42 protein-coding genes and 3 pseudogenes are annotated in these 25,791 nt (G+C 43.1%); 19 read left to right on the top strand and 26 right to left on the bottom strand.

Translation table 11 applies throughout. The features are described 5' to 3' along the window. Positions 1-102 precede the first annotated feature (102 nt). The 3 genes from K6984_RS00815 to K6984_RS00825 are packed head-to-tail and all read left to right on the top strand — an operon-like array spanning position 103 to position 2,309. On the top strand, positions 103-1,263 hold the full coding sequence (locus K6984_RS00815; RefSeq protein WP_221893741.1) for an MFS transporter: 1,161 nt from the start codon (positions 103-105) through the stop codon (positions 1,261-1,263). A gap of 21 nt (positions 1,264-1,284) precedes the next feature. Next, positions 1,285-1,902: a MotA/TolQ/ExbB proton channel family protein gene (locus K6984_RS00820; protein ID WP_221893742.1), complete on the top strand. Its 618-nt coding sequence runs from the start codon at positions 1,285-1,287 to the stop codon at positions 1,900-1,902. After that, positions 1,899-2,309, top strand: a complete 411-nt coding sequence (locus tag K6984_RS00825) for an ExbD/TolR family protein (RefSeq protein WP_221893743.1) — start codon at positions 1,899-1,901, stop codon at positions 2,307-2,309. Before K6984_RS00820 ends, K6984_RS00825 begins: the two co-directional genes overlap by 4 nt. A 60-nt stretch (positions 2,310-2,369) precedes the next feature. Here K6984_RS00825 and K6984_RS00830 read toward each other — a convergent pair whose 3' ends face one another. Beyond that, on the bottom strand, positions 2,370-2,594 hold the full coding sequence (locus K6984_RS00830) for a hypothetical protein (RefSeq protein ID WP_221893744.1): 225 nt from the start codon (positions 2,592-2,594) through the stop codon (positions 2,370-2,372). Here K6984_RS00830 and K6984_RS00835 point away from each other — a divergent pair. Next, positions 2,551-2,697 (top strand): hypothetical protein, encoded by a 147-nt coding sequence (locus tag K6984_RS00835; RefSeq protein WP_221893745.1) that lies wholly within the window; start codon positions 2,551-2,553, stop codon positions 2,695-2,697. The genes K6984_RS00830 and K6984_RS00835 overlap by 44 nt on opposite strands. Before the next feature lie 232 nt (positions 2,698-2,929). Here the strand turns inward: K6984_RS00835 and K6984_RS32080 are convergent, their stop codons facing one another. Together K6984_RS32080 and K6984_RS00840 are read right to left on the bottom strand one after the other, a co-directional pair. Further along, entirely contained in the window at positions 2,930-3,055 is a 126-nt protein-coding gene (locus K6984_RS32080) for a hypothetical protein (RefSeq protein ID WP_263458607.1), read from the bottom strand. Positions 3,056-3,071: 16 nt separating this feature from the next. Then, positions 3,072-3,356 carry a hypothetical protein gene (locus tag K6984_RS00840; protein WP_221893746.1) on the bottom strand — a complete coding sequence of 95 codons (285 nt, stop codon included), beginning with the start codon at positions 3,354-3,356 and terminating at the stop codon, positions 3,072-3,074. Positions 3,357-3,368: 12 nt separating this feature from the next. Between K6984_RS00840 and K6984_RS32085 the strand changes: the two genes are divergently transcribed. Further along, complete coding sequence (locus tag K6984_RS32085) at positions 3,369-3,494, top strand: hypothetical protein (RefSeq protein ID WP_263458608.1); 126 nt, start codon at positions 3,369-3,371, stop codon at positions 3,492-3,494. An 11-nt stretch (positions 3,495-3,505) separates the two neighbouring features. On the opposite strand, the gene K6984_RS00845 is transcribed toward K6984_RS32085, so the two are convergent. The 9 genes and pseudogenes from K6984_RS00845 to K6984_RS00875 form a co-directional block, all read right to left on the bottom strand. Beyond that, on the bottom strand, positions 3,506-3,739 hold the full coding sequence (locus K6984_RS00845; RefSeq protein ID WP_221893747.1) for a hypothetical protein: 234 nt from the start codon (positions 3,737-3,739) through the stop codon (positions 3,506-3,508). A gap of 178 nt (positions 3,740-3,917) precedes the next feature. Beyond that, entirely contained in the window at positions 3,918-4,502 is a 585-nt protein-coding gene (locus K6984_RS00850; RefSeq protein ID WP_221893748.1) for a hypothetical protein, read from the bottom strand. A 311-nt stretch (positions 4,503-4,813) separates the two neighbouring features. Then, a complete protein-coding gene (locus K6984_RS00855; RefSeq protein WP_221893749.1) occupies positions 4,814-5,395 on the bottom strand; it encodes a TFIIB-type zinc ribbon-containing protein in 582 nt (193 codons plus the stop codon). Between the two features lie 40 nt (positions 5,396-5,435). Next, entirely contained in the window at positions 5,436-5,840 is a 405-nt protein-coding gene (locus K6984_RS30355) for a GYF domain-containing protein (RefSeq protein WP_338024417.1), read from the bottom strand. Then, complete coding sequence (locus tag K6984_RS30360) at positions 5,806-6,045, bottom strand: hypothetical protein (RefSeq protein ID WP_230987794.1); 240 nt, start codon at positions 6,043-6,045, stop codon at positions 5,806-5,808. The genes K6984_RS30355 and K6984_RS30360 overlap by 35 nt, the downstream gene beginning before the upstream one ends. Positions 6,046-6,072: 27 nt before the next feature. Continuing rightward, on the bottom strand, positions 6,073-6,201 hold the full coding sequence (locus K6984_RS32090) for a hypothetical protein (RefSeq protein WP_263458596.1): 129 nt from the start codon (positions 6,199-6,201) through the stop codon (positions 6,073-6,075). Positions 6,202-6,213: 12 nt separating this feature from the next. Continuing rightward, positions 6,214-6,834: pseudogene (locus tag K6984_RS00865) on the bottom strand (SPFH domain-containing protein); the annotation flags it as partial. Between the two features lie 17 nt (positions 6,835-6,851). Beyond that, on the bottom strand, positions 6,852-8,027 hold the full coding sequence (locus tag K6984_RS00870; protein ID WP_221893751.1) for a toxic anion resistance protein: 1,176 nt from the start codon (positions 8,025-8,027) through the stop codon (positions 6,852-6,854). Positions 8,028-8,067: 40 nt separating this feature from the next. Continuing rightward, a complete protein-coding gene (locus tag K6984_RS00875) occupies positions 8,068-8,931 on the bottom strand; it encodes a 5-bromo-4-chloroindolyl phosphate hydrolysis family protein (RefSeq protein ID WP_221893752.1) in 864 nt (287 codons plus the stop codon). Positions 8,932-9,378: 447 nt separating this feature from the next. On the opposite strand from K6984_RS00875, the gene K6984_RS00880 reads away from it, so the two are divergent. The 3 genes and pseudogenes from K6984_RS00880 to K6984_RS00890 form a co-directional block, all read left to right on the top strand. After that, a complete protein-coding gene (locus K6984_RS00880) occupies positions 9,379-9,897 on the top strand; it encodes a hypothetical protein (RefSeq protein ID WP_221893753.1) in 519 nt (172 codons plus the stop codon). Positions 9,898-9,988: 91 nt separating this feature from the next. Beyond that, positions 9,989-10,418: pseudogene (locus K6984_RS00885) on the top strand (phage tail sheath family protein); the annotation flags it as partial. Positions 10,419-10,479: 61 nt separating this feature from the next. After that, positions 10,480-10,728, top strand: a pseudogene (locus K6984_RS00890) (phage tail protein); the annotation flags it as partial. Here K6984_RS00890 and K6984_RS00895 read toward each other — a convergent pair. Further along, entirely contained in the window at positions 10,684-10,929 is a 246-nt protein-coding gene (locus tag K6984_RS00895; RefSeq protein WP_221893755.1) for a hypothetical protein, read from the bottom strand. The pseudogene K6984_RS00890 and the gene K6984_RS00895 sit on opposite strands and share 45 nt — an antisense overlap. Here K6984_RS00895 and K6984_RS00900 point away from each other — a divergent pair. After that, positions 10,886-11,146, top strand: a complete 261-nt coding sequence (locus K6984_RS00900; protein WP_221893756.1) for a hypothetical protein — start codon at positions 10,886-10,888, stop codon at positions 11,144-11,146. The two genes, K6984_RS00895 and K6984_RS00900, sit on opposite strands and share 44 nt — an antisense overlap. Here K6984_RS00900 and K6984_RS00905 read toward each other — a convergent pair. From K6984_RS00905 to K6984_RS00925, 5 genes are all read right to left on the bottom strand, one after another. Continuing rightward, on the bottom strand, positions 11,069-11,254 hold the full coding sequence (locus tag K6984_RS00905; protein WP_221893757.1) for a hypothetical protein: 186 nt from the start codon (positions 11,252-11,254) through the stop codon (positions 11,069-11,071). The genes K6984_RS00900 and K6984_RS00905 overlap by 78 nt on opposite strands. Positions 11,255-11,333: 79 nt before the next feature. Then, on the bottom strand, positions 11,334-12,428 hold the full coding sequence (locus K6984_RS00910) for a transposase (RefSeq protein ID WP_420831636.1): 1,095 nt from the start codon (positions 12,426-12,428) through the stop codon (positions 11,334-11,336). Then, entirely contained in the window at positions 12,335-12,535 is a 201-nt protein-coding gene (locus K6984_RS00915; RefSeq protein ID WP_221893759.1) for a hypothetical protein, read from the bottom strand. The genes K6984_RS00910 and K6984_RS00915 overlap by 94 nt, the downstream gene beginning before the upstream one ends. 18 nt (positions 12,536-12,553) lie before the next feature. Then, complete coding sequence (locus K6984_RS00920; RefSeq protein WP_221893760.1) at positions 12,554-13,009, bottom strand: hypothetical protein; 456 nt, start codon at positions 13,007-13,009, stop codon at positions 12,554-12,556. Between the two features lie 239 nt (positions 13,010-13,248). After that, a complete protein-coding gene (locus tag K6984_RS00925; protein WP_338024428.1) occupies positions 13,249-13,686 on the bottom strand; it encodes a transposase in 438 nt (145 codons plus the stop codon). A gap of 79 nt (positions 13,687-13,765) precedes the next feature. Here K6984_RS00925 and K6984_RS00930 point away from each other — a divergent pair, with 79 nt between their 5' ends. Beyond that, positions 13,766-13,936 carry a hypothetical protein gene (locus K6984_RS00930; protein WP_221893762.1) on the top strand — a complete coding sequence of 57 codons (171 nt, stop codon included), beginning with the start codon at positions 13,766-13,768 and terminating at the stop codon, positions 13,934-13,936. 344 nt (positions 13,937-14,280) lie between these two features. Further along, on the top strand, positions 14,281-14,460 hold the full coding sequence (locus K6984_RS00935) for a hypothetical protein (RefSeq protein ID WP_221893763.1): 180 nt from the start codon (positions 14,281-14,283) through the stop codon (positions 14,458-14,460). A 69-nt stretch (positions 14,461-14,529) separates the two neighbouring features. On the opposite strand, the gene K6984_RS32095 is transcribed toward K6984_RS00935, so the two are convergent. Then, a complete protein-coding gene (locus K6984_RS32095; RefSeq protein ID WP_263458609.1) occupies positions 14,530-14,655 on the bottom strand; it encodes a hypothetical protein in 126 nt (41 codons plus the stop codon). A gap of 825 nt (positions 14,656-15,480) precedes the next feature. After that, entirely contained in the window at positions 15,481-16,467 is a 987-nt protein-coding gene (gene glk, locus K6984_RS00940) for a glucokinase (protein ID WP_221893764.1), read from the bottom strand. A gap of 290 nt (positions 16,468-16,757) precedes the next feature. Here glk and K6984_RS35900 point away from each other — a divergent pair, with 290 nt between their 5' ends. Further along, the gene (locus tag K6984_RS35900; protein ID WP_221893765.1) at positions 16,758-17,099 is read left to right on the top strand and encodes a DUF6524 family protein; all 342 of its coding nucleotides are present in this window, start codon (positions 16,758-16,760) and stop codon (positions 17,097-17,099) included. Here K6984_RS35900 and K6984_RS32100 read toward each other — a convergent pair. Next, positions 17,068-17,193, bottom strand: a complete 126-nt coding sequence (locus K6984_RS32100; RefSeq protein WP_263458610.1) for a hypothetical protein — start codon at positions 17,191-17,193, stop codon at positions 17,068-17,070. The genes K6984_RS35900 and K6984_RS32100 overlap by 32 nt on opposite strands. Positions 17,194-17,220: 27 nt before the next feature. Beyond that, complete coding sequence (locus K6984_RS32105; protein WP_263458600.1) at positions 17,221-17,349, bottom strand: hypothetical protein; 129 nt, start codon at positions 17,347-17,349, stop codon at positions 17,221-17,223. Positions 17,350-17,575: 226 nt separating this feature from the next. On the opposite strand from K6984_RS32105, the gene K6984_RS00950 reads away from it, so the two are divergent. From K6984_RS00950 to K6984_RS00960, 3 genes are all read left to right on the top strand, one after another. Continuing rightward, positions 17,576-17,890, top strand: a complete 315-nt coding sequence (locus K6984_RS00950; RefSeq protein WP_221893766.1) for a hypothetical protein — start codon at positions 17,576-17,578, stop codon at positions 17,888-17,890. 333 nt (positions 17,891-18,223) lie between these two features. Then, complete coding sequence (locus K6984_RS00955; protein WP_221893767.1) at positions 18,224-18,415, top strand: hypothetical protein; 192 nt, start codon at positions 18,224-18,226, stop codon at positions 18,413-18,415. 29 nt (positions 18,416-18,444) lie between these two features. After that, on the top strand, positions 18,445-19,788 hold the full coding sequence (locus K6984_RS00960; protein WP_420831625.1) for an IS4 family transposase: 1,344 nt from the start codon (positions 18,445-18,447) through the stop codon (positions 19,786-19,788). A gap of 200 nt (positions 19,789-19,988) precedes the next feature. Here the strand turns inward: K6984_RS00960 and K6984_RS00965 are convergent, their stop codons facing one another. Next, complete coding sequence (locus K6984_RS00965) at positions 19,989-20,150, bottom strand: hypothetical protein (protein ID WP_221893769.1); 162 nt, start codon at positions 20,148-20,150, stop codon at positions 19,989-19,991. A 12-nt stretch (positions 20,151-20,162) separates the two neighbouring features. Between K6984_RS00965 and K6984_RS00970 the strand changes: the two genes are divergently transcribed. After that, positions 20,163-20,387 (top strand): hypothetical protein, encoded by a 225-nt coding sequence (locus K6984_RS00970; protein WP_221893770.1) that lies wholly within the window; start codon positions 20,163-20,165, stop codon positions 20,385-20,387. A gap of 112 nt (positions 20,388-20,499) precedes the next feature. Here the strand turns inward: K6984_RS00970 and K6984_RS32110 are convergent, their stop codons facing one another. After that, a complete protein-coding gene (locus K6984_RS32110) occupies positions 20,500-20,628 on the bottom strand; it encodes a hypothetical protein (protein WP_263458596.1) in 129 nt (42 codons plus the stop codon). 21 nt (positions 20,629-20,649) lie between these two features. Here K6984_RS32110 and K6984_RS00975 point away from each other — a divergent pair, with 21 nt between their 5' ends. Continuing rightward, a complete protein-coding gene (locus K6984_RS00975) occupies positions 20,650-21,036 on the top strand; it encodes a transposase (protein WP_221893771.1) in 387 nt (128 codons plus the stop codon). 121 nt (positions 21,037-21,157) lie between these two features. Here the strand turns inward: K6984_RS00975 and K6984_RS32115 are convergent, their stop codons facing one another. Beyond that, positions 21,158-21,286, bottom strand: coding sequence for a hypothetical protein (locus tag K6984_RS32115; protein WP_263458596.1), 129 nt, complete (start codon positions 21,284-21,286; stop codon positions 21,158-21,160). Positions 21,287-21,487: 201 nt separating this feature from the next. Here K6984_RS32115 and K6984_RS00980 point away from each other — a divergent pair, with 201 nt between their 5' ends. Next, positions 21,488-22,591, top strand: coding sequence for a transposase (locus tag K6984_RS00980; protein ID WP_221893772.1), 1,104 nt, complete (start codon positions 21,488-21,490; stop codon positions 22,589-22,591). Here the strand turns inward: K6984_RS00980 and K6984_RS00985 are convergent. Next, complete coding sequence (locus K6984_RS00985; RefSeq protein ID WP_221893773.1) at positions 22,568-22,855, bottom strand: hypothetical protein; 288 nt, start codon at positions 22,853-22,855, stop codon at positions 22,568-22,570. The genes K6984_RS00980 and K6984_RS00985 overlap by 24 nt on opposite strands. Positions 22,856-23,292: 437 nt before the next feature. On the opposite strand from K6984_RS00985, the gene K6984_RS00990 reads away from it, so the two are divergent. Then, positions 23,293-25,791 (top strand): hypothetical protein, encoded by a 2,499-nt coding sequence (locus K6984_RS00990; protein WP_221893774.1) that lies wholly within the window; start codon positions 23,293-23,295, stop codon positions 25,789-25,791.

Genomic DNA, 25,791 nt, shown 5'->3' on the forward strand with positions numbered 1-25,791 from the left:
AGCTATAGAGGCTTCTTGCGGCATACTTTACTCGGAAGATATGCAGCATGGGCAAATAATAGAAAATAGCATACAGATTGTTAGCCCATTTGAACTTTCTGAGTGAAAACTAAAACCCCTTACTGGCGCTTGTCCGGTTTTTATTTCTTTTACTTTGCGACCTTAGGGGGCTTTTTACCTTACTGGAGCCTGTACCTTAAAGAGTGTAGTTTTAGTGCTGCAGAAATTGGTGAGTTAACTGCTTTTATGGTGGGAACCAAAGTCCTTGCTCCCAACCTTTGGGGCTGGATTGCTGATCATACTGGAAGAAGTCTACGCATTATTCGTATTGCCTCTTTTTTTGCCATGGTTTTTTTTGCAGGTTTTTTATATCAGCAATCTTTTCAATGGTTTGCCTTTGTGATGGTCAGCTTTAGTTTTTTCTGGAATGCAGCATTGCCGCAATTTGAGGCGGCGACACTGCATCACTTGAAAGCAGAGCCACACCGCTATAGTCATATACGCTTATGGGGCTCTATCGGGTTTATCATCACGGTTTTAAGTGTCGGATATTTACTGGATTTATATACAATTCAGTTATTGCCCTATTTAATCGTTATCCTGCTGGCTTGTATCTGGCTAATATCCTTGCTTACTCCCGAGGTGTCAACTGCAAAAGCCAGTCAAGCGGCTTTGAGAGTTTGGCAAATAGTTAAGCAACCCGAAATAATTGCTTTCTTGCTGGTATATATGTTGTTGCAGGCTGCCCATGGCCCGTATTATGTTTTTTTCTCGATATACTTAAAACAGCTGGGTTATTCATCCAGTATGATTGGCTTGCTTTGGTCGCTCGGAGCTGGGGCTGAGATTATTGTGTTTATCTTAATGCGTCAGTTGTTAAAATTTGTTTCATTGCGGCGTATCTTGCTGGTCAGCGCTTTACTCTCGGTTTTAAGGTGGTTAATCATCGCCTGGTATGCGGATCATCTCTGGATGCTACTCGGAGCGCAAGTATTGCATGCGGCTACTTTTGGTACGGCACATGTAACCGCTATTCATCTTGTGCAAAATTATTTTGGTCAGCATCATCAGGGTAAAGGCCAGGCGCTTTATAGTAGTTTTAGTTTTGGTTTAGGCGGTATGCTGGGCGGCCTGTATAGTGGTTATGCCTGGGATGCCTTCGGCGGGCATTGGGTGTATAGTTTTGCAGCAATATTAAGTGCTTTAGCGTATATTATTGCAGTGATCTGGGTCGGTAAAGGCAAGGCTTTTTGTCATCAATAATCATCAGTAAAGGAAAAATCAGTGTTTGAGTTAATTCAAAGTGGGGGGGTGTTAATGATCCCTATTCTTTTTTGTTCAGTGCTGGCTATGGGAATAGTCTGTGAGCGCTTCTGGACCTTGCGTAAAAAGAAAATCATCCCCCCTGAATTAGTCTCGCAAGTCTGGCGGCTGGCCAAGGCAAAAAAGCTTGACGCGATTACCTTAAAGCACTTAAAAGATAGTTCGCCATTGGGCGCTATTTTAGCGACTGGCTTAAAGAGTCGCAGCTTGGGGCGCGAGGTCATGAAAGAGGCAATTGCTGAATCCGGGCGACAGGTGGCGCATAGACTGGAGCGGTTTTTAAATACTCTGGGTACGATTGCGACAATCACGCCATTACTGGGCTTGCTTGGCACAGTCGTCGGGATGATAAAGGTGTTCGCTGCGATAGTTAGTCATGGTGTCGGCGATCCGGCAGTGTTAGCGGGTGGTATTTCTGAGGCACTGATTACCACTGCAGCAGGTCTATCCGTAGCAATACCCTGTGTCATTTTTCATCGATATTTTGACGGTCTAGTTGATGCCTATGTGCTAAATATGGAAGAAGAATCCTTAAAACTAATTGAAGTGATTCATGGCACGCACGACGAACTCGAATGAACTTTCGCAATAAAAAACATAAGCCGCTGGAAATTTCCCTAACACCGATGATCGATGTGGTGTTTTTGTTGCTCATATTTTTTATGGTCACGACCACGTTTAGCAGGCAGTCGACAATTAAAGTGGTTCTGCCGCAAGCAGATGGGCAGCAAACTGAACAGCAGCAACAAGCGGTAATACTGACAATTGATAAAGCTGGGCTGTATTTTATTGATGATAAACCCTTGAGCGATAAAAGCCTGGGCACATTAGCCCGGGAACTTAGTGCGAGCAGGAAAGACAGAAATATCCCGTTAATTATCAATGCAGATGCTGCGGCTCCAGTGCAATCAGCTATTTCAGTGTTAGATGTTGCATCAAAAATAGGTTTTTCCAACATCACTTTTGCAACCCAAAAACAGGAATAACTGAAGTTTCCTAGTTTTTAAAGCATAAGAATATCAGCTAATGCTTATTTTTCTGAAATATTAGATATTACTAACGCTGAAAATCATGGAAACGGAGCTTAGCGAAGTGGTGATTTTTAGTCCCTGATAGGCGACAGGGCAATTTGCTGATTCGACGTGTGCTAGCAGCACGCGAGAGGAGCAAGAATTGCATTCCGAATAGCCGTCCAGCCAGTGAGGTAGTAATGACGAAGCGGCTTTTGTGCGTAGTCGTTGCGGACGCAGGGCGTTCAGGGCATCTCCCATCCGCTGCGTAGGTGAACGAATTATGGCGACAGGAGTCACGGAATTTCGTGAGGTAGCATGGCGCGCCTGTGTTAATGGCATTCCGTTGACTAAAAGCCTTTAATTCTTTTTAAAAACAACAGGTTAATCGTGAATGAGGCCTAGTTTTACTGTATAATGAAAGTTTATAACACATGATTATACAAATAAAACGACCTCATTCATGTTCATTTTACGCGATATTTTACTCCCGCTTCAAGATCATTTTTCCGAAACCACTTTAGGCCGCGAACGAGCCTCTCTGTTCGTTTACACGATCCTGTCCATTATCGTTCCTTTTACGTCATCAATGACCTCTAACGCTGAAAATCAGGGAAACGGAGCTTTAGCGAAGTGAAGATTTTTAGTCCGCGATAGCCGTAGGGCCGTTGTTTTGTCGGAGTCTGAGCGTTAGCGAAGGTGGAGACAAAATAAAAGGCCATCCGACACGGCGTCAAGTCATTTGGAGCCTATGTTCCGACCCCTTGTTGGGTCGGGACGAGGTGACGAGGACGAATCGGGGCCGCCGGAGGCATAAGTGGTCGCGTTAAGTTTTTGCTGCTTGCTTGGGCTGGGATGCCCAAAACAAGCTTTCGCAAAAATAGCGACTCCCGCTGTCAGCCCCGGACGGGCTGATAGTCTCCAGAAGGCGCAGGGAAATTTGCCAATCCGAAGTGCGCGATAGCGCGCGAGGGAGGCTAAAATTTTATCCCGAATAGCCGTAGAGCCATTTGAGGTAGCCATGACTGAGCTGCTTTGTGCTCAGTCTGTGGCGGACGCAGGGCGGCTGGAGCATCTCCTATTCGCTGCGTAGGTGAACGAATTACGGCGACAGGAGTCCCGGAATTTCGTGAGGTAGCATGGCGCGCCTGCCAAGGATGACTCCATTATCACTAAAGTAGGCAAAAATATCTTCCGCTGAAAATCATGGAAACGGAGCTTAGCGAAGTGGTGATTTTTAGTCCCTGATAGGCGACAGGGCAATTTGCTGATTCGACGTGTTCTAGCAGCACGCGAGAGGAGCAAGAATTGCATTCCGAATAGCCGTCCAGCCAGTGAGGTAGTAATGACGAAGCGTCTTTTGTGCGTAGTCGTTGCGGACGCAGGGCATTCAGGGCATCTCCCATCCGCTGCGTAGGTGAACGAATTATGGCGACAGGAGTCCCGGAATTTCGTGAGGTAGCATGGCGGGCCTGAAATTAAGGTTGTTTAGGCATAGGAATGCTGTAATAGGTACTTGAAAAAAACCTTTCCACCCTCGTAGTTGAGGCTGGAAAGGTCTTGCACTCATTTCTATATTGAAATTCAATAAGCATAATAATTATTGTATTCAATATGTTCCAATGCACCAGACTGTTGCAGCAAGCTTATTCCTCCCGTAATAACTATTAACCCGGTAATGACGGCAAATGCAATTTTCCAGTAACTATAGGGACGTTCACCCTGTACCTGCCCAGTTCTGCCATTAACGACAAAGCGATAGGATTTGTTAGCATATAAAAAAGCTGCAGACCAGATGGGCAGCAGGCAATGTTTATAGGTAATATCACTATGCCGGGTATTCACCTGATATATACGCTGATGATCACCGCCTATGTCGTAGGCGATATCCTGGTGAATAATACCGTCCATTACCTGTTTCGCTCGATCAAATCCTTCATCCAGTTCGACTTGATATACTTCCGACTGAAAGCCGCTAATATACTGCTCTTCGTAGGGTACTAGGTTTTCAAGATCCCAAGGTTGTAGCTGGTCAATGATTTTCCGAGGTAAGGATAGACTTGCACCAATTAACACATCATCAAAAATCCGGGAAACCTGCCCTTGAGTATTAGTCCAGCGTATCTTGGGTACGCGCCTGACCCTGGAAACCTGGCGTCCATTTTGCACATAGGTAACCCGCTGGTTAACCCATCTTCGTCACTTTCATCTTTCTAAGCCATTGATTCATCGGTTTAAGCGATTTTTTGTCGAAAAATTCTCTTTAAAATCAATGGTGTTTTTTTTGAAAGTTTTGTAGTGCCATTTATATTATTTTTGTCGATAAATTCATTGACTTTTGTCAAAAAAATCATCATTATTTGAGTGTAATTTACATGCGACAAAAATACTCTAAAAAATCCAACGTTTTATACAAAAACACAAAATCTGTAGTGCCAACTGGCTACTTTTTAAAATTTCAACCAATTGATTTATAACAACTACATCATCAATAGTGACGAAGATGGGTTAACATAATAAGTATCACCTCTAGCACCGGTGTATGTGCTTGTTGTATTGCTGTCATACGTCCAGTAAGGAAGGTATATGCCGATTAGTTTGAGATTGCTTCGGGCATATTTTTTGAGTTTATTGGGCGCAAACCACAGACTTTGTAACCAGTGGCGAAATTTATTATTCGCCTCGCTCTGATTGATAATAAAGGGTAATAGTGATTTAGGCGTAATACGCTGATTTTTTTGCGGGCTGATAACGATATCAGTGCCACAAAAAGGACATTGTCCGGCATTCAGGTTGGCTGCAAACTTAAAGCTTGCACCACAGGCATTACAGTGTGCTTGTTTAGTGATACTGGTCGATTTTGTGTTAGCAAGTTCCTTTAGTGCGGTATGTAAGTCGTACTCCTGGATATCCACCTGATTATCGACAATATCATTTTCTTGTCCACAATATCCACATATCTGATGTGTCGTTCCAGGCTGATATTTAAGCATTGCACCACATTGCGAGCAGGGAAACTGTTTGTATATGGGGTGCGCTTGGGTTTTTTTATTGGTTTTCACGAGTTGCTTAAAGCTAGCATTACTTTGATGCGAATTGAAGCTAGGGTTGTCTTAATTTATTGCGTATTTCTAGTGGGCAAAGGGGGGGCATGGGGAAAAAAGCAGCTAGTTCGGCAACTTTTCCTGCTTTGGTCCATTCCACCAGCTTTTGACTCCAGACTAGAGTTTCTTTGCTAATTTCAGCTGCTTTGATTTTATTTTGCAGTACATTTAGATCGAAAGGGCCAGACTGCTGGCCGTTAATGGCAATAAAATATTGGGCATGTTGCGGAATAGGGGGAGGTGAAACGGTTGAGTTGCTAGCTTGTGGTGGAGTATAGGACTGGCCCATTTTATTGGTCATGGCAAAGCCAATACCCATACCTATGCCTTCTGAAGCGCCGCCCGAAGTATTTTCGGCGGCCTGAAATTCACTGTAATCTTTTAAATTGCCAATAACACCCATGCTGGTACGCTTGTCTAGTGCATCTTCTACAGCAGGAGGTAGAGAAATATTTTCTACTAATAGTTTGGTGATTTCCAGTCCGTCGCTGAAAATCCTGGAAACGGAGCTTTAGCGAAGTGAAGATTTTTAGTCCGCGATAGCCGTAGGGCCGTTGTTTTGTCGGAGTCTGAGCGTTAGCGAAGGTGGAGACAAAATAAAAGGCCATCCGACACGGCGTCAAGTCATTTGGAGCCTATGTTCCGACCCCTTGTTGGGTCGGGACGAGGTGACGAGGACGAATCGGGGCCGCCGGAGGCATAAGTGGTCGCGTTAAGTTTTTGCTGCTTGCTTGGGCTGGGATGCCCAAAACAAGCTTTCGCAAAAATAGCGACTCCCCGAATGCGACAAACTCAGGAGCGATGCGAGCAGTGACATAGTCGCTTAAATCATCATAATTACCAGCAAGGTCAAGTACAGGGATACTGGATTCACCCAGAATACTGGCAAAGCGGGAGAGGATCAGGTTGCGTAATTGATCGCTAATATCCTGTGTGGAAAAATGCCCACTCGTGCCGGTAATTTCCTTGAGGAAGGTTAGTGGGTCACTGATTCGCACACAATAGCTACCAAATGCACGCAGCCTGACTGCACCAAATTCCTTATCGCGCAGCATAATCGGGTTTTTAGTGCCCCACTTTAAATCAACAAAGCGGCGCATATTGAAAAAATAGACTTCTGCTTTAAAAGGGCTCTCAAATCCATGTGGCCAGTTTTCCAGCGTAGTCATAATCGGCATATTGCTGGTTTTAAGCTCATACAAGCCCGGCTCAAAAAAATCAGCAGCTTTGCCTTCGTTAACTAAAAGGGCAACTTGTGATTCGCGTACCGTTAATTTAGCACCGTACTTTATTTCATTACCATAGCGTTCAAAGCGGTAGACCATGGTATTGCTCGACTTTTCCAGCCATTCAATAACATCAACAAATTCGCCAAACAGTTTATCAAAAAGTCCCATTTTACTCTCCGAGTGTGTCAGTTAGACGGATTGCTTGCGTCGGTTTTGCTTACCCTGGCAGTTGCAGAAGAGAGTGTCTTGCGTAATTCGGCTTCACATTCTTGTAATTGTATAACAGCATCAGCGCGCATTTTTTTACCTTCATCAGCTATTTGCAAGCTTTCATTGATAGTTTCAATTAGCGTATTATTGGCTTTTTTAACAGACTCAATATCAAATACGCCACGCTCAATTTCTTTACGTGCCTCAGCATTGGCCTGCTTCAGGTTTTGTGCATTCGCTTCCAGTAAATCATTGGTTAGATCGGTTGCTGCCTGCAGAGTTCCTGCAGCATCGGATGAGCGATAAATAGCCACTGCAGTGGCTAGTTGCTGACGCCAGAGGGGAATGGTATTAACAATCGTAGAGTTAATTTTATTAACCAGGCCTTTGTCATTATCTTGTACTAGGCGTATGCCGGGTAGGCTTTGCATGGCAACCTGGCGCGTTAGACGTAAATCATGCACGCGGCGCTCAAGATCATCCCTTGAGGCACGTAAGTCTCTTAATTCCTGAGCTTCTATAATGGCTTCCGAATTTTCTACCGCAAGTGCTTTTGCAGGGATGGTTTCGTCATCCAGTTGTTTTAATTTTTCATCACCCGCAGAAATATAAAGATCAAGATTATGAAAGTATTCCAGGTTAGCATCGTATAATCTGTCGAGCATGGTAATGTCGGTTAACAGTGTGGTTTTATGCGTGTCCAGCTTATCGGTAATGGCATCAATCTGTTTGCGCACATCTTCATATTTCTGCAAAAACTTTGCCACGGGCTTGGCCTTACCCAATAGTCTGGCAAAAAAGCCTGGTTTCTTGTTTGGGTCTAGAGCATCAACATCAAAGCCACGTAACGTAGCGACCATTCCATTTAAATCGCCGCCTGCCGAGCCCATATCCTTATTTTTAACACCTTCCAGCATTTTGTCCGAGATAGTCGTTAACTCTTCCTGGGCCTTGCTGCCAAAATAAATAATAGACTTACTATCATTAATATCAATTTCAGCCAGTTTACTTTCGATAAGCGCCTTGTTGTCCGTATCAGATTGATCATAAGATAAAATATCCTTTGCTACGCCCGGGACTCTCTCATCAAAAACTGCACTGCCTGGAATAGCTAGCTCATCTGTTTTCATTGTAGTTGTTTGTTCGTTCATGGTATCTCCTTTTGCTGTTTGCGATGAGAGGCGCGTTACCTTAAATAACCCCTTCGTGTTTAAGTTGGGCAGTCAAGACTTCAATTTGTACATCAAGGTCGAGTACATCATCTTCTAATAATTTCTGCTTCTGTGCAATAAATACAGACTCGATAGTGAGCAGCACATTTTCAAAGTTTTTGCTTAATTGCACAGATTGGTGTTTTTTTTGCATATCTGCATAGCCCGTAGTCACTTTTAATGCACCGTCTAGATAGATGTTAAGGAATTTTCTTGCACGTCTGATATCGCCAGGGTCGTCTTCCAGCATGCTAACAATTTCTCTGGCTTGGTGACAAATAAGCCGGATACGCTGGTTAAAGTCGCGGTTGTGAATTTGTTTATTTGCTTGTTCAATCCCGGCAATTTGCGCTTCAGCCTCATCTATCGTTGCAGATATTTCGTCAGCGGTATAACCATGCGAACCAGCAAGTATTTTCTCCTCGCGTGGGTCAAAACCATATAACAAATACATGCCTGCCAGTGCTCCAAGGCCAAACGCAATAGCAACCATAAAGGAGTTATCAGCACTCAGATAAGCGACAGCTCCAGTCGTTATTGCGGTAATAATCGCTGCAAAGGTTTTTAGTGGCCACTTTGGCGCCCGAGTTATTTTTTTAGCCTGATATTCCGCTTTAGCTGAAATCCCTTTGCGTAATAGGCTTGCAGCCAGAAAGAACATGATACAAGCGCTGACATTAACTGTTATGCGTAATAAATCGCCATAGATAAATGCCAGGATAGACGCAGGAATAAGTGGCAGGGGTAAGAGGTAGAGTAACAGCCCGCGACTACTGTGGCTCAAACCGCTAGGGGTTTTTTTTTGATAAGGCCTTGGCCTGCTCAATTGTTCGGTACTATTCATGGCACTATTATATAACGTGATGACTCTATGTTATTTTGAGTCAGAATTCATAAAGGTAGCTAGAGGACTTATTTTTATAAGCGATTGGCATGTTGCTAGACTAACTGTGGTGATAAGTAGCAATAGACCAATAATAAAACGTAAAGGTTTAGGCATAAACAAATTCCTGAATACGTATTAGAGATAATTGTCGAATTAAGCCATACAAATGATATGGCGGTCAAATAAATAGTTGTATATCGGGCTTAATTATTAAACTGAAGTTTCCCAATTATTGAGTAGCTGAAATACACCATGCTGGTGTATCGAGGTTTATTTTAGGTGGTTTTGCCATGTTTATAGCAAACCCCTACTTAATTCCCCTTAGGCAATAGCATTTGAAACGAATGAAAAGACTATTTTTTTCATATAGTTGTAGCATAGTTTCAATTTTACCATAAATAATTATTGGGAAACTTCAGTAATGTTAATATTAGCCAGCAATTATTGGTTGATACAGGTACGGTACTCAGTACATCAGTTAGCTTCCCTGATCCACCGTCTGTAACTCCCGCCTATTACCTATATTATTCAATGCAGCTGTTTTTTGCTAATGGTGGTGGACCATGCTATATCGTCTCCATTGGAACTTATGATGATAATGGAGCAATGCCGGGAACATTGGTAGATGATTTTACCGGTGCGATTGATGAGCTGGAAAAATTTGATGAGCCTACGTTGTATGTGTTTCCAGGTATTAACCTAGGTACTAGTGGAAATGCCATATCTGTTGGCGATCATGCATTGCAAAGCTGTGAGAAACTGCAGGATCGTTTTACAATTATGGATATCCATAATGCAATTCCGGGAGGTACAGTAAATAATGCAGATGTGAATACCGTATTTCGTGATGGTAGTCTGTCTGATTTGGATTTCACCAAATATGGCGCTATTTATTACCCTTACCTGAAAACAGCCATCAATTGATGCCAATATTACCATTGCTGCGCATACCGTAGAAACGATCAATGCGGATGGCACCTCAAATGCCCCAGTAGATGGCGATCTAGTAAATATAGATCCTGGCAGTGGTAAATCGGTTAATGCGATCCGAAAATTTAGAGGGAAGGGCACATTAGTCTGGGGGGGCTAGAACGCTGGCAGGTAATGATAATGAGTGGCGTTATATATCTGTACGACGGTTTTTTAATTTTGTTGAAGAATCAGTGAAGAAAGCAACAGCAGCCTTTGTATTTGAACCGAATGATGCGAATACCTGGGTAAAAGTGCGCAGTATGATTGAAAACTTCCTAATTTTACAGTGGCGTGATGGTGCATTGGCAGGTGCTAAGCCAGAGCATGCATTTTATGTTAATGTCGGCATTAATCAAACCATGACAGCAGAAGATATACTGAATGGCTATATGATTGTAGAAATTGGTATGGCTGTGGTACGACCCGCTGAATTTATTGTTTTGAAATTTATGCACAAGATGCAGGAATCCTGATTTGTGAAAACAAGCAGGTGATGTAAATTAACTAATAATCAGTCCAGAGGGGCTTAGTGTTATGGCAGATAAATATCCTCTACCAAAATTCCATTTTCAGGTTGAATGGGCGTCAGTGTCAATTTCATTTACCGAAGTTTCCGGTCTCGATGTCGAAACTGAAGTAATTGAATACCGTGATGGTGCAAGCCCTGAGTTCAGTAAATTGAAGATGCCGGGTATGCAGAAATTCAGTAATATCACCTTAAAGCGGGGTGTATTTAAATCAGACAATGAATATTTTTCTTGGTGGAATACTGTCGCTGAAAATCATGGAAACGTAGCTTAGCGAAGTGGTGATTTTTAGTCCCTGATAGGCGACAGGGCAATTCGCTGATTCGACGTGTGCTAGCAGCACGCGAGAGGAGCAAGAATTGCATTCCGAATAGCCGTCCAGCCAGTGAGGTAGTAATGACGAAGCGTCTTTTGTGCGTAGTCGTTGCGGACGCAGGGCGTTCAGGGCATCTCCCATCCGCTGCGTAGGTGAACGAATTATGGCGACAGGAGTCACGGAATTTCGTGAGGTAGCATGGCGCGCCTGTAGTCTAAATACTATCGAGAGACGAGACATCATTATTACTCGATGTTCAAGTTTTTCCATCCCATTGCCATCAAACTCTTACCTTCACCCAGCAGAACAATACTTTAATGATGCTGTTGGCCCTCGCTGTCAGCCCCGGACGGGCTGATAGTCTCCAGAAGGCGCAGGGAAATTTGCCAATCCGAAGTGCGCGATAGCGCGCGAGGGAGGCTAAAATTTTATCCCGAATAGCCGTAGAGCCATTTGTGGTAGCCATGACTGAGCTGCTTTGTGCTCAGTCTGTGGCGGACGCAGGGCGGCTGGAGCATCTCCTATTCGCTGCGTAGGTGAACGAATTACGGCGACAGGAGTCCCGGAATTTCGTGAGGTAGCATGGCGCGCCTGAAGCGCCCTAAATCTCTGCCAATCATATGTTTTCCTGATGGCATCAGTTGAAACACATCCTTTATTAATTCACCTAACTCTTTCAGCTTATCACCAGGATCTGGAAACTCTAGCAATGACGTGATGAACTCAAGCAGTACATCCATTTGAGACTTGCGCTGTAAGCTTCCTACGGTATACGCAGGTAGTTTGCTTTCAATGCGGGCTATTTGCTCTGGGTGAAGGAGAAGGCAATGGTCAAACAAAAGACTCAGAATCAGGCCACGGCTTGATCCCTCTTCATCTAATTGTTTGGCCTCACGCCCCCATCCTTCATAAAGCTTCCAGTCCTCAAAGAAAACCTCAATCAGCCATCTCAACGTATAGGCTTGAATAATATCTTGTGTGCGCCAAGTCAGGTCTGTCGCCACTAAATAGCGATAGTCGTTTTCACCGTCATATTTTAAGGCAATGACAAAGCGTTTTTTACTGTGAGAACTCACCTTCAATCGTGCACTGCTGACAGTCACTTTAATCTCTTTGCCGCCACGTACACGTATTATCTGATCAATGCCTTTGTTAATCGAATTAAAGTAGCTCTCGACTGACCTTATTCTACCTCTATATTCAATATTTTGGTTTTTACGTAATTGGCTAATCACCTGCGAGCCTCCAGATTCTTTAGCGGCTTCGTCCATAAAGGCTTTTTCACCATACAGCGCATCAGCCAGTACGCCTTTAATTTTAATCAGGCTATGCGCAACTTTAAACTCTTTTAATAAGCCTAATGCAATCTCTGTTTTGGTCGGGTAGGCACTGTCACGTTCAGGCTTAATAGGCCGATCTTTTTTTGCTATACCGCTCTTTTTCAACCGTTTATCTTCTTTATCCCACTGCTTTAAGGCTGGATCCGGCATATAAAAGAAAAAACCGACAGGCACTGTAATGGATGAGGTAACTAGCAGCAATAATACTATCGTTTGTCCATTAACATACCCGCCGGAGCCTTTGTGTTTCTGCTTGTAAACCTTATAAATACGTTCGCTGTCAGCCCCGGACGGGCTGATAGTCTCCAGAAGGCGCAGGGAAATTTGCCAATCCGAAGTGCGCGATAGCGCGCGAGGGAGGCTAAAATTTTATCCCGAATAGCCGTAGAGCCATTTGTGGTAGCCATGACTGAGCTGCTTTGTGCTCAGTCTGTGGCGGACGCAGGGCGGCTGGAGCATCTCCTATTCGCTGCGTAGGTGAACGAATTACGGCGACAGGAGTCCCGGAATTTCGTGAGGTAGCATGGCGCGCCTGTTGTAGACTTAGATCGTGCTCGGTCTGATTCATCAAAGGCCAACACACCTTCAGTAATGCCATAACGTTTTAAAATTAAGACCACACTCACCCGTAGCAACCAGTCCCAGGGTATACTTGCTTTACGAAACACCCAGGATAATGCGGCTACTTTGCAATCTCCAAGGCTTGCTCGCTCAAACTTAGCCCAGCAAACAGAGTTCATTAGCAGTATGCCCGTTAAACAAGTGCCCAACCAAACGGCTTGAATCCTTGTCAAAGCGGCTCCGGGTTTTAGCTGATTGAGCGAATCATTTAAATCGTCAATATAGCTTTGGATAAAGGTGGCTGGGGCATTCATTAACATGGGCTTACACCGATAAAATTACAACAACCTCAGAATACCTGATTTTACCTTCTCAATATCAAAAACTTGAACATCGAGTTTAAGGGTAAACTGGTTACTGCTTAAATGCTGAAGTTTCCCAATAATTATTTATGGTAAAATTGAAACTATGCTACAACTATATGAAAAAAATAGTCTTTTCATTCGTTTCAAATGCTATTGCCTAAGGGGAATTAAGTAGTGGTTTGCTATAAACATCATCAGTGTTTCCCTATCAATTGAGGCCGTGAAACTAACCTCGCCACAAGAGAGCTCATAAAGCACTGTAAAGACATTCCTGTTATTATTGCGTTTTGAACTGCCCGAATGGTATACGAGCTGATACGAGATATTCTTGCCTGGAAAAATAATGGATTCACAAAACGATCTCGTTTTTGGGTCTGTTGCTGCCTAATCTCCAGAGCCTCGCTATATTTTTTATCCGATGGATGAATCAATTCTGGCTGTTGTGTTTTTGAAATCTCTTCAAACACGCGCATTAAATTATAGCTCATTGCAGTCAGGCGCATTTGATTTTCAAGTGAGCGGGTATTGGAAGACCAAGCTTTAGTTTCCTTGAAATTACTTTTAGTGTTATTGAATGTCTTTTCAATCGTCCATCGCTTGAAATACAGCATGGCAATGGTTCCAGGGTTAATACTCGATGTTCAAGTTTTTGATATTGAGAAGGTAAAATCAGGTATTCTGAGGTTGTTGTAATTTTATCGGTGTAAGCCCATGTTAATGAATGCCCCAGCCACCTTTATCCAAAGCTATATTGACGATTTAAATGATGCGCTCAATCAGCTAAAACCCGGAGCCGCTTGGTTGGGCACTTGTTTAACGGGCATACTGCTAATGAACTCTGTTTGCTGGGCTAACCCATCTTCGTCACTTTCATCTTTCTAAGCCATTGATTCATCGGTTTAAGCGATTTTTTGTCGAAAAATTCTCTTTAAAATCAATGGTGTTTTTTTTGAAAGTTTTGTAGTGCCATTTATATTATTTTTGTCGATAAATTCATTGACTTTTGTCAAAAAAATCATCATTATTTGAGTGTAATTTACATGCGACAAAAATACTCTAAAAAATCCAACGTTTTATACAAAAACACAAAACCTGTAGTGCCAACTGGCTACTTTTTAAAATTTCAACCAATTGATTTATAACAACTACATCATCAATAGTGACGAAGATGGGCTAAGTTTGAGCGAGCAAGCCTTGGAGATTGCAAAGTAGCCGTATTATCCAGGGTGTTTCGTAAAGCAAGTATACCCTGGGACTGGTTGCTACGGGTGAGTGTGGTCTTAATTTTAAAACGTTATGGCATTACTGAAGGTGTGTTGGCCTTTGATGAATCAGACCGAGCACGATCTAAGTCTACAAAACGTATTTATAACTCGATGTTCAAGTTTTTGATATTGAGAAGGTAAAATCAGGTATTCTGAGGTTGTTGTAATTTTATCGGTGTAAGCCCATGTTAATGAATGCCCCAGCCACCTTTATCCAAAGCTATATTGACGATTTAAATAAGTGTTGGTGACAGGAGTCCCAGAATGTTGTGAGGTAGCATGGCGCGCCTGGCAGTGTTGGTGAATATGTTCAGAGAGTGGTAGGTCTTTAAGCATGGGTGATATCCGTTTATGAGGTGATTAAAACGGAAATTTTTAGAAAATTTTTTCGGCAATTGCAAGCTTTATTTGAAATTATTTGTTGTTTTTTTACGGTGCCTACAGAGTGTCTATTTGCTGTTATAAGTGATTAAAATCAAAAAGATGGAAATATTCGAGTGGTGCTACCTTCAGGTAGGTTATAGGCTGCTTTGTTTAGGTACTTCTTCTTTCAATGGGAACACTGATGATAAACATGGCAAAACCACCTAAAATAAACCTCGATACACCAGCATTGTGTATTTCAGCTACTCAATAATTGGGAAACTTCAGCTTAAATGGTGTCTGGCATAAAAGTGGCATGAACTTATTTTAGGCTTTTTTACGGAACGTGGAAACTGTCGTACTGATGTTAAGGGAGAAACCCAAGCGGAAGCCCCGCAAGGGTCTGAGTACCGATGCAGAACACAGGGGCGGATCAGCTCGTAGTAGTGATGAAGTTTCTGTAATGGAAATGGAGCGAAGGGGCTGACATGTCTATGAGCAACCTTTAGTCAACCAGAAAAGGGCTGAACTAAAGGTTTATTCAAACTTGGTAATTGCAAGGGGCATGAAGAGCCGTATGAAGCGAGAGTTTCAAGTACGGATCTGTGAGAGCCTGAGGGGGAAGATCCTTGGGCGACTCGACTAAAGTCACTACAACGCAGAAGACGGACAAAAAGACAAGCAAGGTGGGTGGGTTATTTCTTGCGAGTTACCTTAGTACTTTTAACAAATGAATCTGTCAGCCGATTTGAATTCCAGCTAGTCGAGAGGATATATACTGATTTTTTTGCTGGGGTGTTACTCAGAAAAATAATTGGCCGCTCCGATTAAGGGGGCACTCGGGTTAAGCGATAGTTTGATGGACATCTGGCTGAGTAGGTTTTTAAAGCGTCCCTTGGCAGTAAATGCACGCAAAAAGTGCTCACTTTCCATTGCAGGGCGGATTTTTGGGCCTATTCCGCCACCAATAAATACGCCGCCTGTAGATAAGCATTTAAGCGCCAGGTTTCCTGCCTCTGCTGCATACAGTTCGGTAAATAGACGTACAACTTCTATGCATACTGGATCTTCATTATTCAGACCTAAGCGGGAAATAGTTGCATTGCGATCACTGACAGTAGCACTGTTAGTATCGGCTGTAGGAATTGTCTGATTGGCTGGTCCGAAGCCAGAAGCCAGCAGAAAATCATAAAGGTGCCCAAATCCATCTCCGCAGAGTACACGCTCCCAGCTAACATGATCGGTAAACTGTTTACGCAAGTAGCATAGTAACTGATCCTGTTGTGGGGTTTGTGAGGCAAAATCAGTGTGACCACCTTCGGTTGCTATCGGCTGATGGCGCTTACCATCCCAGTGAAGAATCGCCTGGCCTAATCCGGTTCCTGCAGCGATAACTGCAATATTACCGTTTTTGGTTTGTGCATTCGGGTTTAGTTCGACCAAATCGCTAGCTGCGCTGTTTAGTATACCAAGTGCCATTGCCTCTAAATCATTTAACAGCATAACTTTTGGGGTACCTAGTTTTGTTGCAAGCTCTCTTGCATCAATGATCCAGGGTAGGTTGGTAGTTTGGCATCGCTGGTCTACAATAGGGCCTGCAATACCGAAACAGGCAGTATCAATTTTGCTATCGGATTTTAGAAAGATTGCCAGGATATCATCAAATTGTGGGTAAGCATTGCTGGCAAATGTTTGCTCGCGAACACATTGTAAAGTGCCCTGAGGGTTTTTTGTATATAGGCCTAAAACAGTTTTTGTACCACCTATATCACCTGCTAAAATCATTATTAACGCCTGCTGTTTTGTTTGCGATTATATGGAACTAAACCCGGATGTAGGGTCTTTAGCCCTGCATGATTCAGGTGGGGATAAGGAGACTGTAAAAGTATTTAATAGTACGCCTGAACAATCAGGCTGGGTAGCCTGGTATGGGTTTGAAAACCTCGGCAATCATTAGCTTTCGTGGCCTTGATTGTTGAGACTCATACCTCTACCAAACTACAAAAAATACTTTTACAGTCTCGAAACGCCCCAATTCCTATTTGAAAATATACTTTTATACATTGAATACTATCATGAATAAATTTAACTTTGTAAGTTTTACACTGCGACTACTAGGTACTATGACCTTGGTCTTATTGACTTATAACCCAACCGGATATTCCTATTTTCACTGGGTTCAAGATTCGCTAGCACTTCAGGGGACAGGGTTCGGAGCTGAGCATGCATTTTCCGGCGTGGTTATGCTAATAGGCTGGACTATCTTAATCAGGTCAACGTTACAGTCATTGGGAGCGTTATGCTTAATTCTGGCGGCTGCTTTTATTGGTACTTTGGTCTGGCTGATGACTAGTTATGGTGTCGTAGAAGTTGAGTCTTCCACGGCTATCGCTGAAAATCAGGGAAACGGAGCCTAAGCGAAGTGAAGATTTTTAGTCCGCGATAGCCGTAGGGCCGTTGTTTTGTCGGAGTCTGAGCGTTAGCGAAGGTGGAGACAAAATAAAAGGCCATCCGACACGGCGTCAAGTCATTTGGAGCCTATGTTCCGACCCCTTGTTGGGTCGGGACGAGGTGACGAGGACGAATCGGGGCCGCCGGAGGCATTAGTGGTCGCGTTAAGTTTTTGCCGCTTGCTTGGGCTGGGATGCCCAAAACAAGCTTTCGCAAAAATAGCGACTCCCCGAATTTGCCCCGCTTTTTTTTCTGCCACCTTGCCTTTTTTATATTTAAGTCGTTTGCTTAAAGCAAAGATTTCAATCAGGGCAGGGTGCGGATAACATTCAATCTGCCACCGATCGCCCTTTAGATGCTTAAACTCGATGTTCAAGTTTTTGATATTGAGAAGGTAAAATCAGGTATTCTGAGGTTGTTGTAATTTTATCGGTGTAAGCCCATGTTAATGAATGCCCCAGCCACCTTTATCCAAAGCTATATTGACGATTTAAATGATGCGCTCAATCAGCTAAAACCCGGAGCCGCTTTGACACGGATTCAAGCCGCTTGGTTGGGCACTTGTTTAACGTGCATACTGCTAATGAACTCTGTTTGCTGGGCTAAGTTTGAGCGAGCAAGCCTTGGAGATTGCAAAGTAGCCGCATTATCCTGGGTGTTTCGTAAAGCAAGTATACCCTGGGACTGTTTGCTACGGGTGAGTGTGGTCTTAATTTTAAAACGTTATGGCATTACTGAAGCTGAAGTTTCCCAATAATTATTTATGGTAAAATTGAAACTATGCTACAACTATATGAGAAAAATAGTCTTTTCATTCGTTTCAAATGCTATTGCCTAAGGGGAATTAAGTAGGGGTTTGCTATAAACATCATCAGTGTTCCCATTGAAAGAAGAAGTACCTAAACAAAGCAGCCTATAACCTACCTGAAGGCAGCACCACTCGAATATTTCCATCTTTTTGATTTTAATCACTTATAACAGCAAATAGACACTCTGTAGGCACCGTAAAAAAACAACAAATAATTTCAAATAAAGCTTGCAATTGCCGAAAAAATTTCCGTTTTAATCACCTCATAAACGGATATCACCCATGCTTAAAGACCTACCACTCTCTGAACATATTCACCAACACTGCAATGAAAGTATGGAACGTGCCCTGTTAGCAGAGCGTCATCCTTTGTGGGCTCGTTCATGCCCAGAGTTGAAGGATATCGACTTTATTCGCCTTGGGTTATTACGCTGTATCAGTGTAGTCATCTCCTTACACACAAGTCTGATATAAGAGTGTAAAATCTCATTATTTTAGTAACGATGACTGAGACTTGGGCAGAAATGGAATTTTGTAATTTAGATTTAGGTGATTCACGGCTTAATAAAAGAGCAGTTAAATTGATAGAAACTTTTGTAAAAGCGCCTAAACTAAGCATTCCTCAGGCTTGCCAAGGCTGGGCTGAAACACAAGCGACTTATCGATTTTATGCAAATGAAAATGTGACATGGGAAAAGTTGTTAGTCGCCCATACAGATCAAGTTGAACAGCGCATTATAGTCAGTGAAGAGCCCGTTATTTTATGCTTACAAGATACGACAGAATTAGATTTTAATGGACAAGAAACTGAGGATTTAGGTCGCTTATCTTACGATGCCCAAAGAGGCATGTACTTGCATCCGACACTCTGCATTACACCAGACCGGCTCCCTTTAGGGGTTAGTGATGCGTGGATGTGGGCAAGAGGAAAAAGCAAAGCAGAAGATCAAAATAATCCCACGATAAAAGAAAGTGATCGCTGGATAGAAGGTTATGAACGTGTCGCTGAAATGGCCGAACGTTGCCCTAAAAGTCGGCTCGTTTATGTGGCCGATAGAGAAGGTGATATTTTAAGTCTTATGCAGAGAAGTAAGGCGTTAAATACGCCTGCTGACTGGCTAGTAAGAGCCAGGCATAACCGTAAATTATCAGCGGATGAAACACTGTGGGATAGCGTCGATAAGCAAGAGGTTATGAGTCGCGTTAGTTTTATTAAGCCACGAAAAAAAGGCGAAAAATCGCGACAAGTTCAGCAAGAAATTAAAGTGTTACGCTGCACTTTCCCCGTAAAAGGGAAAGAAGGTATTGAAGTAACTTTGGTTCAGGCAAAAGAAATCAACCCGCCTAAAGGGAAGTCACCGCTCATATGGCGCTTATTAAGCAATCGAAGGGTAGAAAGTGAAGATCAAGCCTGTGAGTTGATTGACTGGTATCGCTGTCGCTGGGAAATAGAAATGTTTTTTGATATTTTGAAAGTGGGCTGCAAGGTTGAAAAGCTTCAATTATCCAGTAAAGAGCGCATTGAAAAAGCCTTAGTCATGGCCATGGTTATTGCTTGGCGGGTGATGTATCTTATGCGCTTAGGTCGCATCTGTCCTGACTTGCCTGCTGAATTAATCTTTGATCCTTTAGAATGGAAATCATCTTATGGTTTATTGGACAAAAAGATACCCAAAAAAGTGCCTACACTGAATGCCGTGTTAAGAAATTTAGCGACATTGGGTGGTTTTTTAGGGCGTAAATCAGATGGTGACCCTGGTGCGAAAAGTATTTGGATCGGTTTTCAGAGGATTCAGGACTGCGTATATGGTATTCAAATGGCCAGAAAGCTAAAAGGCGTATTTTAGGACTTGTGTGTAAGGAGGTGCAGTGTAGTCGATAGTGGTCGTCATTTCCTCCAAACCAATGAACAGATTTATGGCCAGCTGCTTCCCCACTCAACGTATTTTAAATCACTGAAGTCGCATAGACGAACAAGTATGCTTGAGGCATTTGAACAGCAGAGCTATCATCTTCACGCCGAAACACTGCTATCGCAAGGCATTGATTATCTTAAAGCATTCCCGGAACTTGACGAATACACCATAGAAGCACAGGCGCGCCATGCTACCTCACGAAATTCCGGGACTCCTGTCGCCGTAATTCGTTCACCTACGCAGCGAATAGGAGATGCTCCAGCCGCCCTGCGTCCGCCACAGACTGAGCACAAAGCAGCTCAGTCATGGCTACCACAAATGGCTCTACGGCTATTCGGGATAAAATTTTAGCCTCCCTCGCGCGCTATCGCGCACTTCGGATTGGCAAATTTCCCTGCGCCTTCTGGAGACTATCAGCCCGTCCGGGGCTGACAGCGGTGGTGGATTACCGTGATCCAGAAACCGGAAAACTTCACCGGTTCGTGACAACCTTCGCTGAAAATCCTGGAAACGGAGCTTTAGCGAAGTGAAGATTTTTAGTCCGCGATAGCCGTAGGGCCGTTGTTTTGTCGGAGTCTGAGCGTTAGCGAAGGTGGAGACAAAATAAAAGGCCATCCGACACGGCGTCAAGTCATTTGGAGCCTATGTTCCGACCCCTTGTTGGGTCGGGACGAGGTGACGAGGACGAATCGGGGCCGCCGGAGGCATAAGTGGTCGCGTTAAGTTTTTGCTGCTTGCTTGGGCTGGGATGCCCAAAACAAGCTTTCGCAAAAATAGCGACTCCCCGAGCCAATGACTATTAACCCTGGAACCATTGCCATGCTGTATTTCAAGCGATGGACGATTGAAAAGACATTCAATAACACTAAAAGTAATTTCAAGGAAACTAAAGCTTGGTCTTCCAATACCCGCTCACTTGAAAATCAAATGCGCCTGACTGCAATGAGCTATAATTTAATGCGCGTGTTTGAAGAGATTTCAAAAACACAACAGCCAGAATTGATTCATCCATCGGATAAAAAATATAGCGAGGCTCTGGAGATTAGGCAGCAACAGGCTCAAAAACGAGATCGTTTTGTGAATCCATTATTTTTCCAGGCAAGAATATCTCGTATCAGCTCGTATACCATTCGGGCAGTTCAAAACGCAATCGCTGAAAATCAGGGAAACGGAGCCTAAGCGAAGTGATGATTTTTAGTCCGCGATAGCCGTAGGGCCGTTATTTTGTCGGAGTCTGAGCGTTAGCGAAGGTGGCGACAAAATAAAAGGCCATCCGACACGGCGTCAAGTCATTTGGAGCCTATGTTCCGACCCCTTGTTGGGTCGGGACGAGGTGACGAGGACGAATCGGGGCCGCCGGAGGCATAAGTGGTCGCGTTAAGTTTTTGCTGCTTGCTTGGGCTGGGATGCCCAAAACAAGCTTTCGCAAAAATAGCGACTCCCCGAAATAACAGGAATGTCTTTACAGTGCTTTATGAGCTCTCTTGTGGCGAGGTTAGTTTTACGGCCTCAATTGATAGGGGAACACTGATGATAAACATGGCAAAACCACCTAAAATAAACCTCGATACACCAGCATTGTGTATTTCAGCTACTCAATAATTGGGAAACTTCAGTACTAGAAGGTGTGTTGGCCTTTGATGAATCAGACCGAGCACGATCTAAGTCTACAAAACGTATTTATAAGGTTTACAAGCAGAAACACAAAGGCTCCGGCGGGTATGTTAATGGACAAACGATAGTATTATTGCTGCTAGTTACCTCATCCATTACAGTGCCTGTCGGTTTTTTCTTTTATATGCCGGATCCAGCCTTAAAGCAGTGGGATAAAGAAGATAAACGGTTGAAAAAGAGCGGTATAGCAAAAAAAGATCGGCCTATTAACCCTGAACCTGACAGTGCCTACCCGACCAAAACAGAGATTGCATTAGGCTTATTAAAAGAGTTTAAAGTTGCGCATAGCCTGATTAAGATTAAAGGCGTACTGGCTGATGCGCTGTATGGTGAAAAAGCCTTTATGGACGAAGCCGCTAAAGAATCTGGAGGCTCGCAGGTGATTAGCCAATTATGTAAAAACCAAAATATTGAATATAGAGGTAGAATAAGATCAGTCGAGAGCTACTTTAATTCGATTAACAAAGGCATTGAGCAGACAATACGTGTGCGTGGCGGCAAAGAGATTAAAGTGACTGTCAGCAGTGCACGATTAAAGGTGAGTTCTCACAGTAAAAAACGCTTTGTCATTGCGTTAAAATATGACAGCGAAAACGACTATCGCTATTTAGTGTCGACAGACCTGACTTGGCGCACACAAGATATTATTCAAGCCCATACGTTGAGATGGCTGATTGAGGTTTTCTTTGAGGACTGGAAGCTTTATGAAGGATGGGGGCGTGAGGCCAAACAATTAGATGAAGAGGGATCAAGCCGTGGCCTGATTCTGAGTCTTTTGTTTGACCATTGCCTTCTCCTTCACCCAGAGCAAATAGCCCGCATTGAAAGCAAACTACCTGCGTATACCGTAGGAAGCTTACAGCGCAAGTCTCAAATGGATGTACTGCTTGAGTTCATCACGTCATTGCTAGAGTTTCCAGATCCTGGTGATAAGCTGAAAGAGTTAGGTGAATTAATAAAGGATGTGTTTCAACTGATGCCATCAGGAAAACATATGATTGGCAGAGATTTAGGGCGCTTAGAGCCAACAGCATCATTAAAGTATTGTTCTGCTGGGTGAAGGTAAGAGTTTGATGGCAATGGGATGGAAAAACTTGAACATCGAGTTAAAGCCACTGTTTAGTAATTGGGTCGATAAATATACGCTATCTGCATTGGGATAGAGCGTAGTGTTTGATGCATGACAGGTTGCTCCTTGGGCACCATAGTGGCGGCCAATTTCTCTTTCACACTGGCGCATGCCCTGATTATTATTGATAATAAGAGACGCGTCAATTACGATACCAGTAAGCTTATCAATTCCATACACAGCAGGCTCAATCATTTTCACTGTTAGAATATTGTTAACTGAAGTTTCCCAATTATTGAGTAGCTGAAATACACAATGCTGGTGTATCGAGGTTTATTTTAGGTGGTTTTGCCATGTTTATAGCAAACCCCTACTTAATTCCCCTTAGGCAATAGCATTTGAGACGAATGAAAAGACTATTTTTTTCATATAGTTGTAGCATAGTTTCAATTTTACCATAAATAATTATTGGGAAACTTCAGTATTGTTAATAAGTTCTCCGCTGGCAATTGCTGATGGATTTTTTTTGCTTTGCCAGGCTAGATCTATCCCTGCTAAGATCAAATTTTATTCCCTGCTCATGAAGTATACGGAAGTATGATTATCATAATCTGACAGTGTAACTTAGTCATTATTATAAAGCTAAATACTTTATAATTGCGTGTGCCTTTTTACTCAATGTGTTAGTTTCAATGCAAAAACAATCATCCATCTCGGGCTTGCTAGATCATGATCTGGAAGCTCAAGCGCTATCATTGCAAAAATCAGCTAAGAACAAAGAAGCGATAAAACTGTATAAAAAATTATTGCAGATTGATGATAATGAACAGTGGCAGCAACAGATTGCATTCTGCTATGTGCAGCGTGCAAAAGCCTTTGCTGAAAAAGGCATGCTTCAGGAAGCGCTGGTATTATGGGAGAGCCATACCGAGTATACTCAGCCGCCTTTTATCGCCTATGATCAATATATCATCTGGTTGATCCTGGTCAATAATCAGCCAAGTATTCAGGCGGGTTTAGAGCAATTAACGGCGCAGCAACTAGATAAGCAATACCCGGTATTAGCCACTGCTCTGGGATACCTGCTCTTGACTAAGCACCCGGAATTTGAGCAGATGCTGCCGCATGAGTCGCTATTCCTTACACATTTTAAGATTGCACAAACGGCAATACAAGCTTATCAGGATGGAAATAATGATAAGCTCCAGGCGGCTTTAAAGCAGATACCTTACCGCTCCGCGTATAGAGATTTACGTACTCTATTAAGCGCCATAGTGGCTATGGCTGATTCGCCAGTACAGGCGCAGATACTACTGACTAAAATTCCTGCTGTGTCAGCTTATGCGCCAGCAGCGAAGTTATTGCTTGCCTGTGCCAGAGATGGTGCAGAACTTGTTGAAGATCTGGTTGAATTCAATCACCAGCAGCGCAGTTTTGTCGGCGATATAATAGGCCTGAATAAAAAGCAGCTGGATTTTGTGCAGCACTACAGTCGTGAGCATGAACATTTATCTGACAAGGTGCAATTTAATCTGGCCATTCAATATCTAGATTTGCTCGATACTGACACTGTGCAACAGTTTTGCCAGGCACTACTGGCTAGCTATCATGCTGGAAAAAAGGATTATTACAAGCACTTTGGTGAGCCTGACGAGTTTGAAGAATACCGGGTTAAGGCATTGCGCTGTGAGCAAGATAATAACCTCTACGATGCTGACTATTACTGGAGGGAATGTATCAGTATTCTGGATGCTAATGCTGCTGAGAATGGTTTGCAGATTGCCCTGATATTGCAGCGTATGGCAGCGAGAGAACCCGAGGGAGACAAACGCACTGAATTGCTGATTGATAGTGTGGCGTATGAGCCTGATAATCGCAATACCTATCTGCAAATCATGCATTACTTTAGTCAGCAGCAGGAAACTGCAAAGGAGCATAAACTCTGGTTAAGTAAAACTCTGGAACAATTTCCGCAAGACGTAGACGTATTAACTCAGGCGGTTAAAGCCGCAACGCGTAATAAAACATTTAAAAAAGCCAGTCAGTATGCCGCTAAAATATTAAGCATAGATCCGCTTAATACCTTTGCCAAACAAACATTGTTTGCCAGTTATCTGGCACATGCCCAGCGATTGATGCGTGAAAAAAATTACCGTCTGGTAGCAAAAGAAATTAGCGAAGCCGAGCAGCTAAAAAGTGGCAAAGCATATTCTAAGCAGCTGGAATTAATGCATGCACTATTGTACTTTGCCAGTGAGGACAAGCAACAGGGCATACAAAAAATCAGTACCGCACTTGCTGATCTGCATACTGATCCTGTGAATCGTATGTTTCACGCAAGTATGCAAGCTTTGTTAAATGGCTTACCAGTGGCGACTATTTTACGTGAATTACCCCAGGCGAAGGAGTATTTGCTTAGTACACAGGAAATGTCAGACCTTATTCAGCAGTTCGAGCTGTACGCTATTGATAGTGATAACCTGGGTTATTTATATAAGGCGCTGGATAAAATTAAAGCGCCATTAAAAAAATCACTTTCCGATCAAAACTACCCTGAGGAGTTACTGCTAAATCTATGCAAAGTACTGGATAGCTTCGAACATTTTGAATTATTACGCCATTGTGCGCGAGTTGCTCAGTTACAATGCAAAAAACCTATCTGGATGTATTATCGGGTTTATGCAGATAAAAATGGCAAGGCTGAAGACTGCTCTTATTGGGAAATTCAGCGCCTGGAAAATGCAAATAAACAGGCTAGAGAAGCTAAGGACTACCCGAGCAGTATCTTGATAGATAAGTTTCTGGATAGCTATTATGAAGCGCATCCAGAGCAAAATATGGGCTTTCTGGAAGGGCTATTTGGTGGTGCTGGTGATGAAGATGGGCAGGGTGATCCATTAGAAGAATTATTCGGTCACCTGCCTGATCGAGTAATGATTGATCTTAATAGCAAGGCTGAAGCATTATTGAAAAAAACCACTCCGGAGAATTTAATTCAGGGCTTAGCGCAACAGGTAGATGGTGATCAATCTTTACTTATGGCAATGATGGCAAACCCGGACATATTCTCTGCGTTAATGTTGCTTAAGGCAGCAGATGAATTGTTGATAGATATTGATACTAATATTGATGATGTAATAGGAGTTTTTGGTATTACTGAAAACAAAAGCGCATTTCCATTTCCTTTTTAA

The organism is Bathymodiolus japonicus methanotrophic gill symbiont (genome assembly GCF_019721995.1).
In the GTDB taxonomy this organism is placed as follows: Bacteria; Pseudomonadota; Gammaproteobacteria; order Methylococcales; family Methylomonadaceae; genus Methyloprofundus.

Bases quoted from the DNA above. Each gene is read 5' to 3' on its own strand.
- K6984_RS00825 (WP_221893743.1), top strand. From the start codon at position 1,899: ATGAACTTTCGCAATAAAAAACATAAGCCGCTGGAAATTTCCCTAACA.
- K6984_RS00830 (WP_221893744.1), bottom strand. From the start codon at position 2,594: ATGGGAGATGCCCTGAACGCCCTGCGTCCGCAACGACTACGCACAAAA.
- K6984_RS32080 (WP_263458607.1), bottom strand. From the start codon at position 3,055: ATGGCCTTTTATTTTGTCTCCACCTTCGCTAACGCTCAGACTCCGACA.
- K6984_RS00840 (WP_221893746.1), bottom strand. From the start codon at position 3,356: ATGGCTACCTCAAATGGCTCTACGGCTATTCGGGATAAAATTTTAGCC.
- K6984_RS00845 (WP_221893747.1), bottom strand. From the start codon at position 3,739: ATGGGAGATGCCCTGAATGCCCTGCGTCCGCAACGACTACGCACAAAA.
- K6984_RS30355 (WP_338024417.1), bottom strand. From the start codon at position 5,840: ATGGGTGTTATTGGCAATTTAAAAGATTACAGTGAATTTCAGGCCGCC.
- K6984_RS30360 (WP_230987794.1), bottom strand. From the start codon at position 6,045: ATGGCCTTTTATTTTGTCTCCACCTTCGCTAACGCTCAGACTCCGACA.
- K6984_RS00870 (WP_221893751.1), bottom strand. From the start codon at position 8,027: ATGAACGAACAAACAACTACAATGAAAACAGATGAGCTAGCTATTCCA.
- K6984_RS00875 (WP_221893752.1), bottom strand. From the start codon at position 8,931: ATGAATAGTACCGAACAATTGAGCAGGCCAAGGCCTTATCAAAAAAAA.
- K6984_RS00895 (WP_221893755.1), bottom strand. From the start codon at position 10,929: ATGGGAGATGCCCTGAACGCCCTGCGTCCGCAACGACTACGCACAAAA.
- K6984_RS00905 (WP_221893757.1), bottom strand. From the start codon at position 11,254: ATGGCTACCACAAATGGCTCTACGGCTATTCGGGATAAAATTTTAGCC.
- K6984_RS00915 (WP_221893759.1), bottom strand. From the start codon at position 12,535: ATGGCTACCACAAATGGCTCTACGGCTATTCGGGATAAAATTTTAGCC.
- K6984_RS00920 (WP_221893760.1), bottom strand. From the start codon at position 13,009: ATGTTAATGAATGCCCCAGCCACCTTTATCCAAAGCTATATTGACGAT.
- K6984_RS00930 (WP_221893762.1), top strand. From the start codon at position 13,766: ATGTTAATGAATGCCCCAGCCACCTTTATCCAAAGCTATATTGACGAT.
- K6984_RS32095 (WP_263458609.1), bottom strand. From the start codon at position 14,655: ATGCTTAAAGACCTACCACTCTCTGAACATATTCACCAACACTGCCAG.
- glk (WP_221893764.1), bottom strand. From the start codon at position 16,467: ATGATTTTAGCAGGTGATATAGGTGGTACAAAAACTGTTTTAGGCCTA.
- K6984_RS35900 (WP_221893765.1), top strand. From the start codon at position 16,758: ATGAATAAATTTAACTTTGTAAGTTTTACACTGCGACTACTAGGTACT.
- K6984_RS32100 (WP_263458610.1), bottom strand. From the start codon at position 17,193: ATGGCCTTTTATTTTGTCTCCACCTTCGCTAACGCTCAGACTCCGACA.
- K6984_RS00950 (WP_221893766.1), top strand. From the start codon at position 17,576: ATGTTAATGAATGCCCCAGCCACCTTTATCCAAAGCTATATTGACGAT.
- K6984_RS00955 (WP_221893767.1), top strand. From the start codon at position 18,224: ATGCTTAAAGACCTACCACTCTCTGAACATATTCACCAACACTGCAAT.
- K6984_RS00960 (WP_420831625.1), top strand. From the start codon at position 18,445: ATGACTGAGACTTGGGCAGAAATGGAATTTTGTAATTTAGATTTAGGT.
- K6984_RS00970 (WP_221893770.1), top strand. From the start codon at position 20,163: ATGGCTACCACAAATGGCTCTACGGCTATTCGGGATAAAATTTTAGCC.
- K6984_RS00975 (WP_221893771.1), top strand. From the start codon at position 20,650: ATGACTATTAACCCTGGAACCATTGCCATGCTGTATTTCAAGCGATGG.
- K6984_RS00985 (WP_221893773.1), bottom strand. From the start codon at position 22,855: ATGATTGAGCCTGCTGTGTATGGAATTGATAAGCTTACTGGTATCGTA.
- K6984_RS00990 (WP_221893774.1), top strand. From the start codon at position 23,293: ATGCAAAAACAATCATCCATCTCGGGCTTGCTAGATCATGATCTGGAA.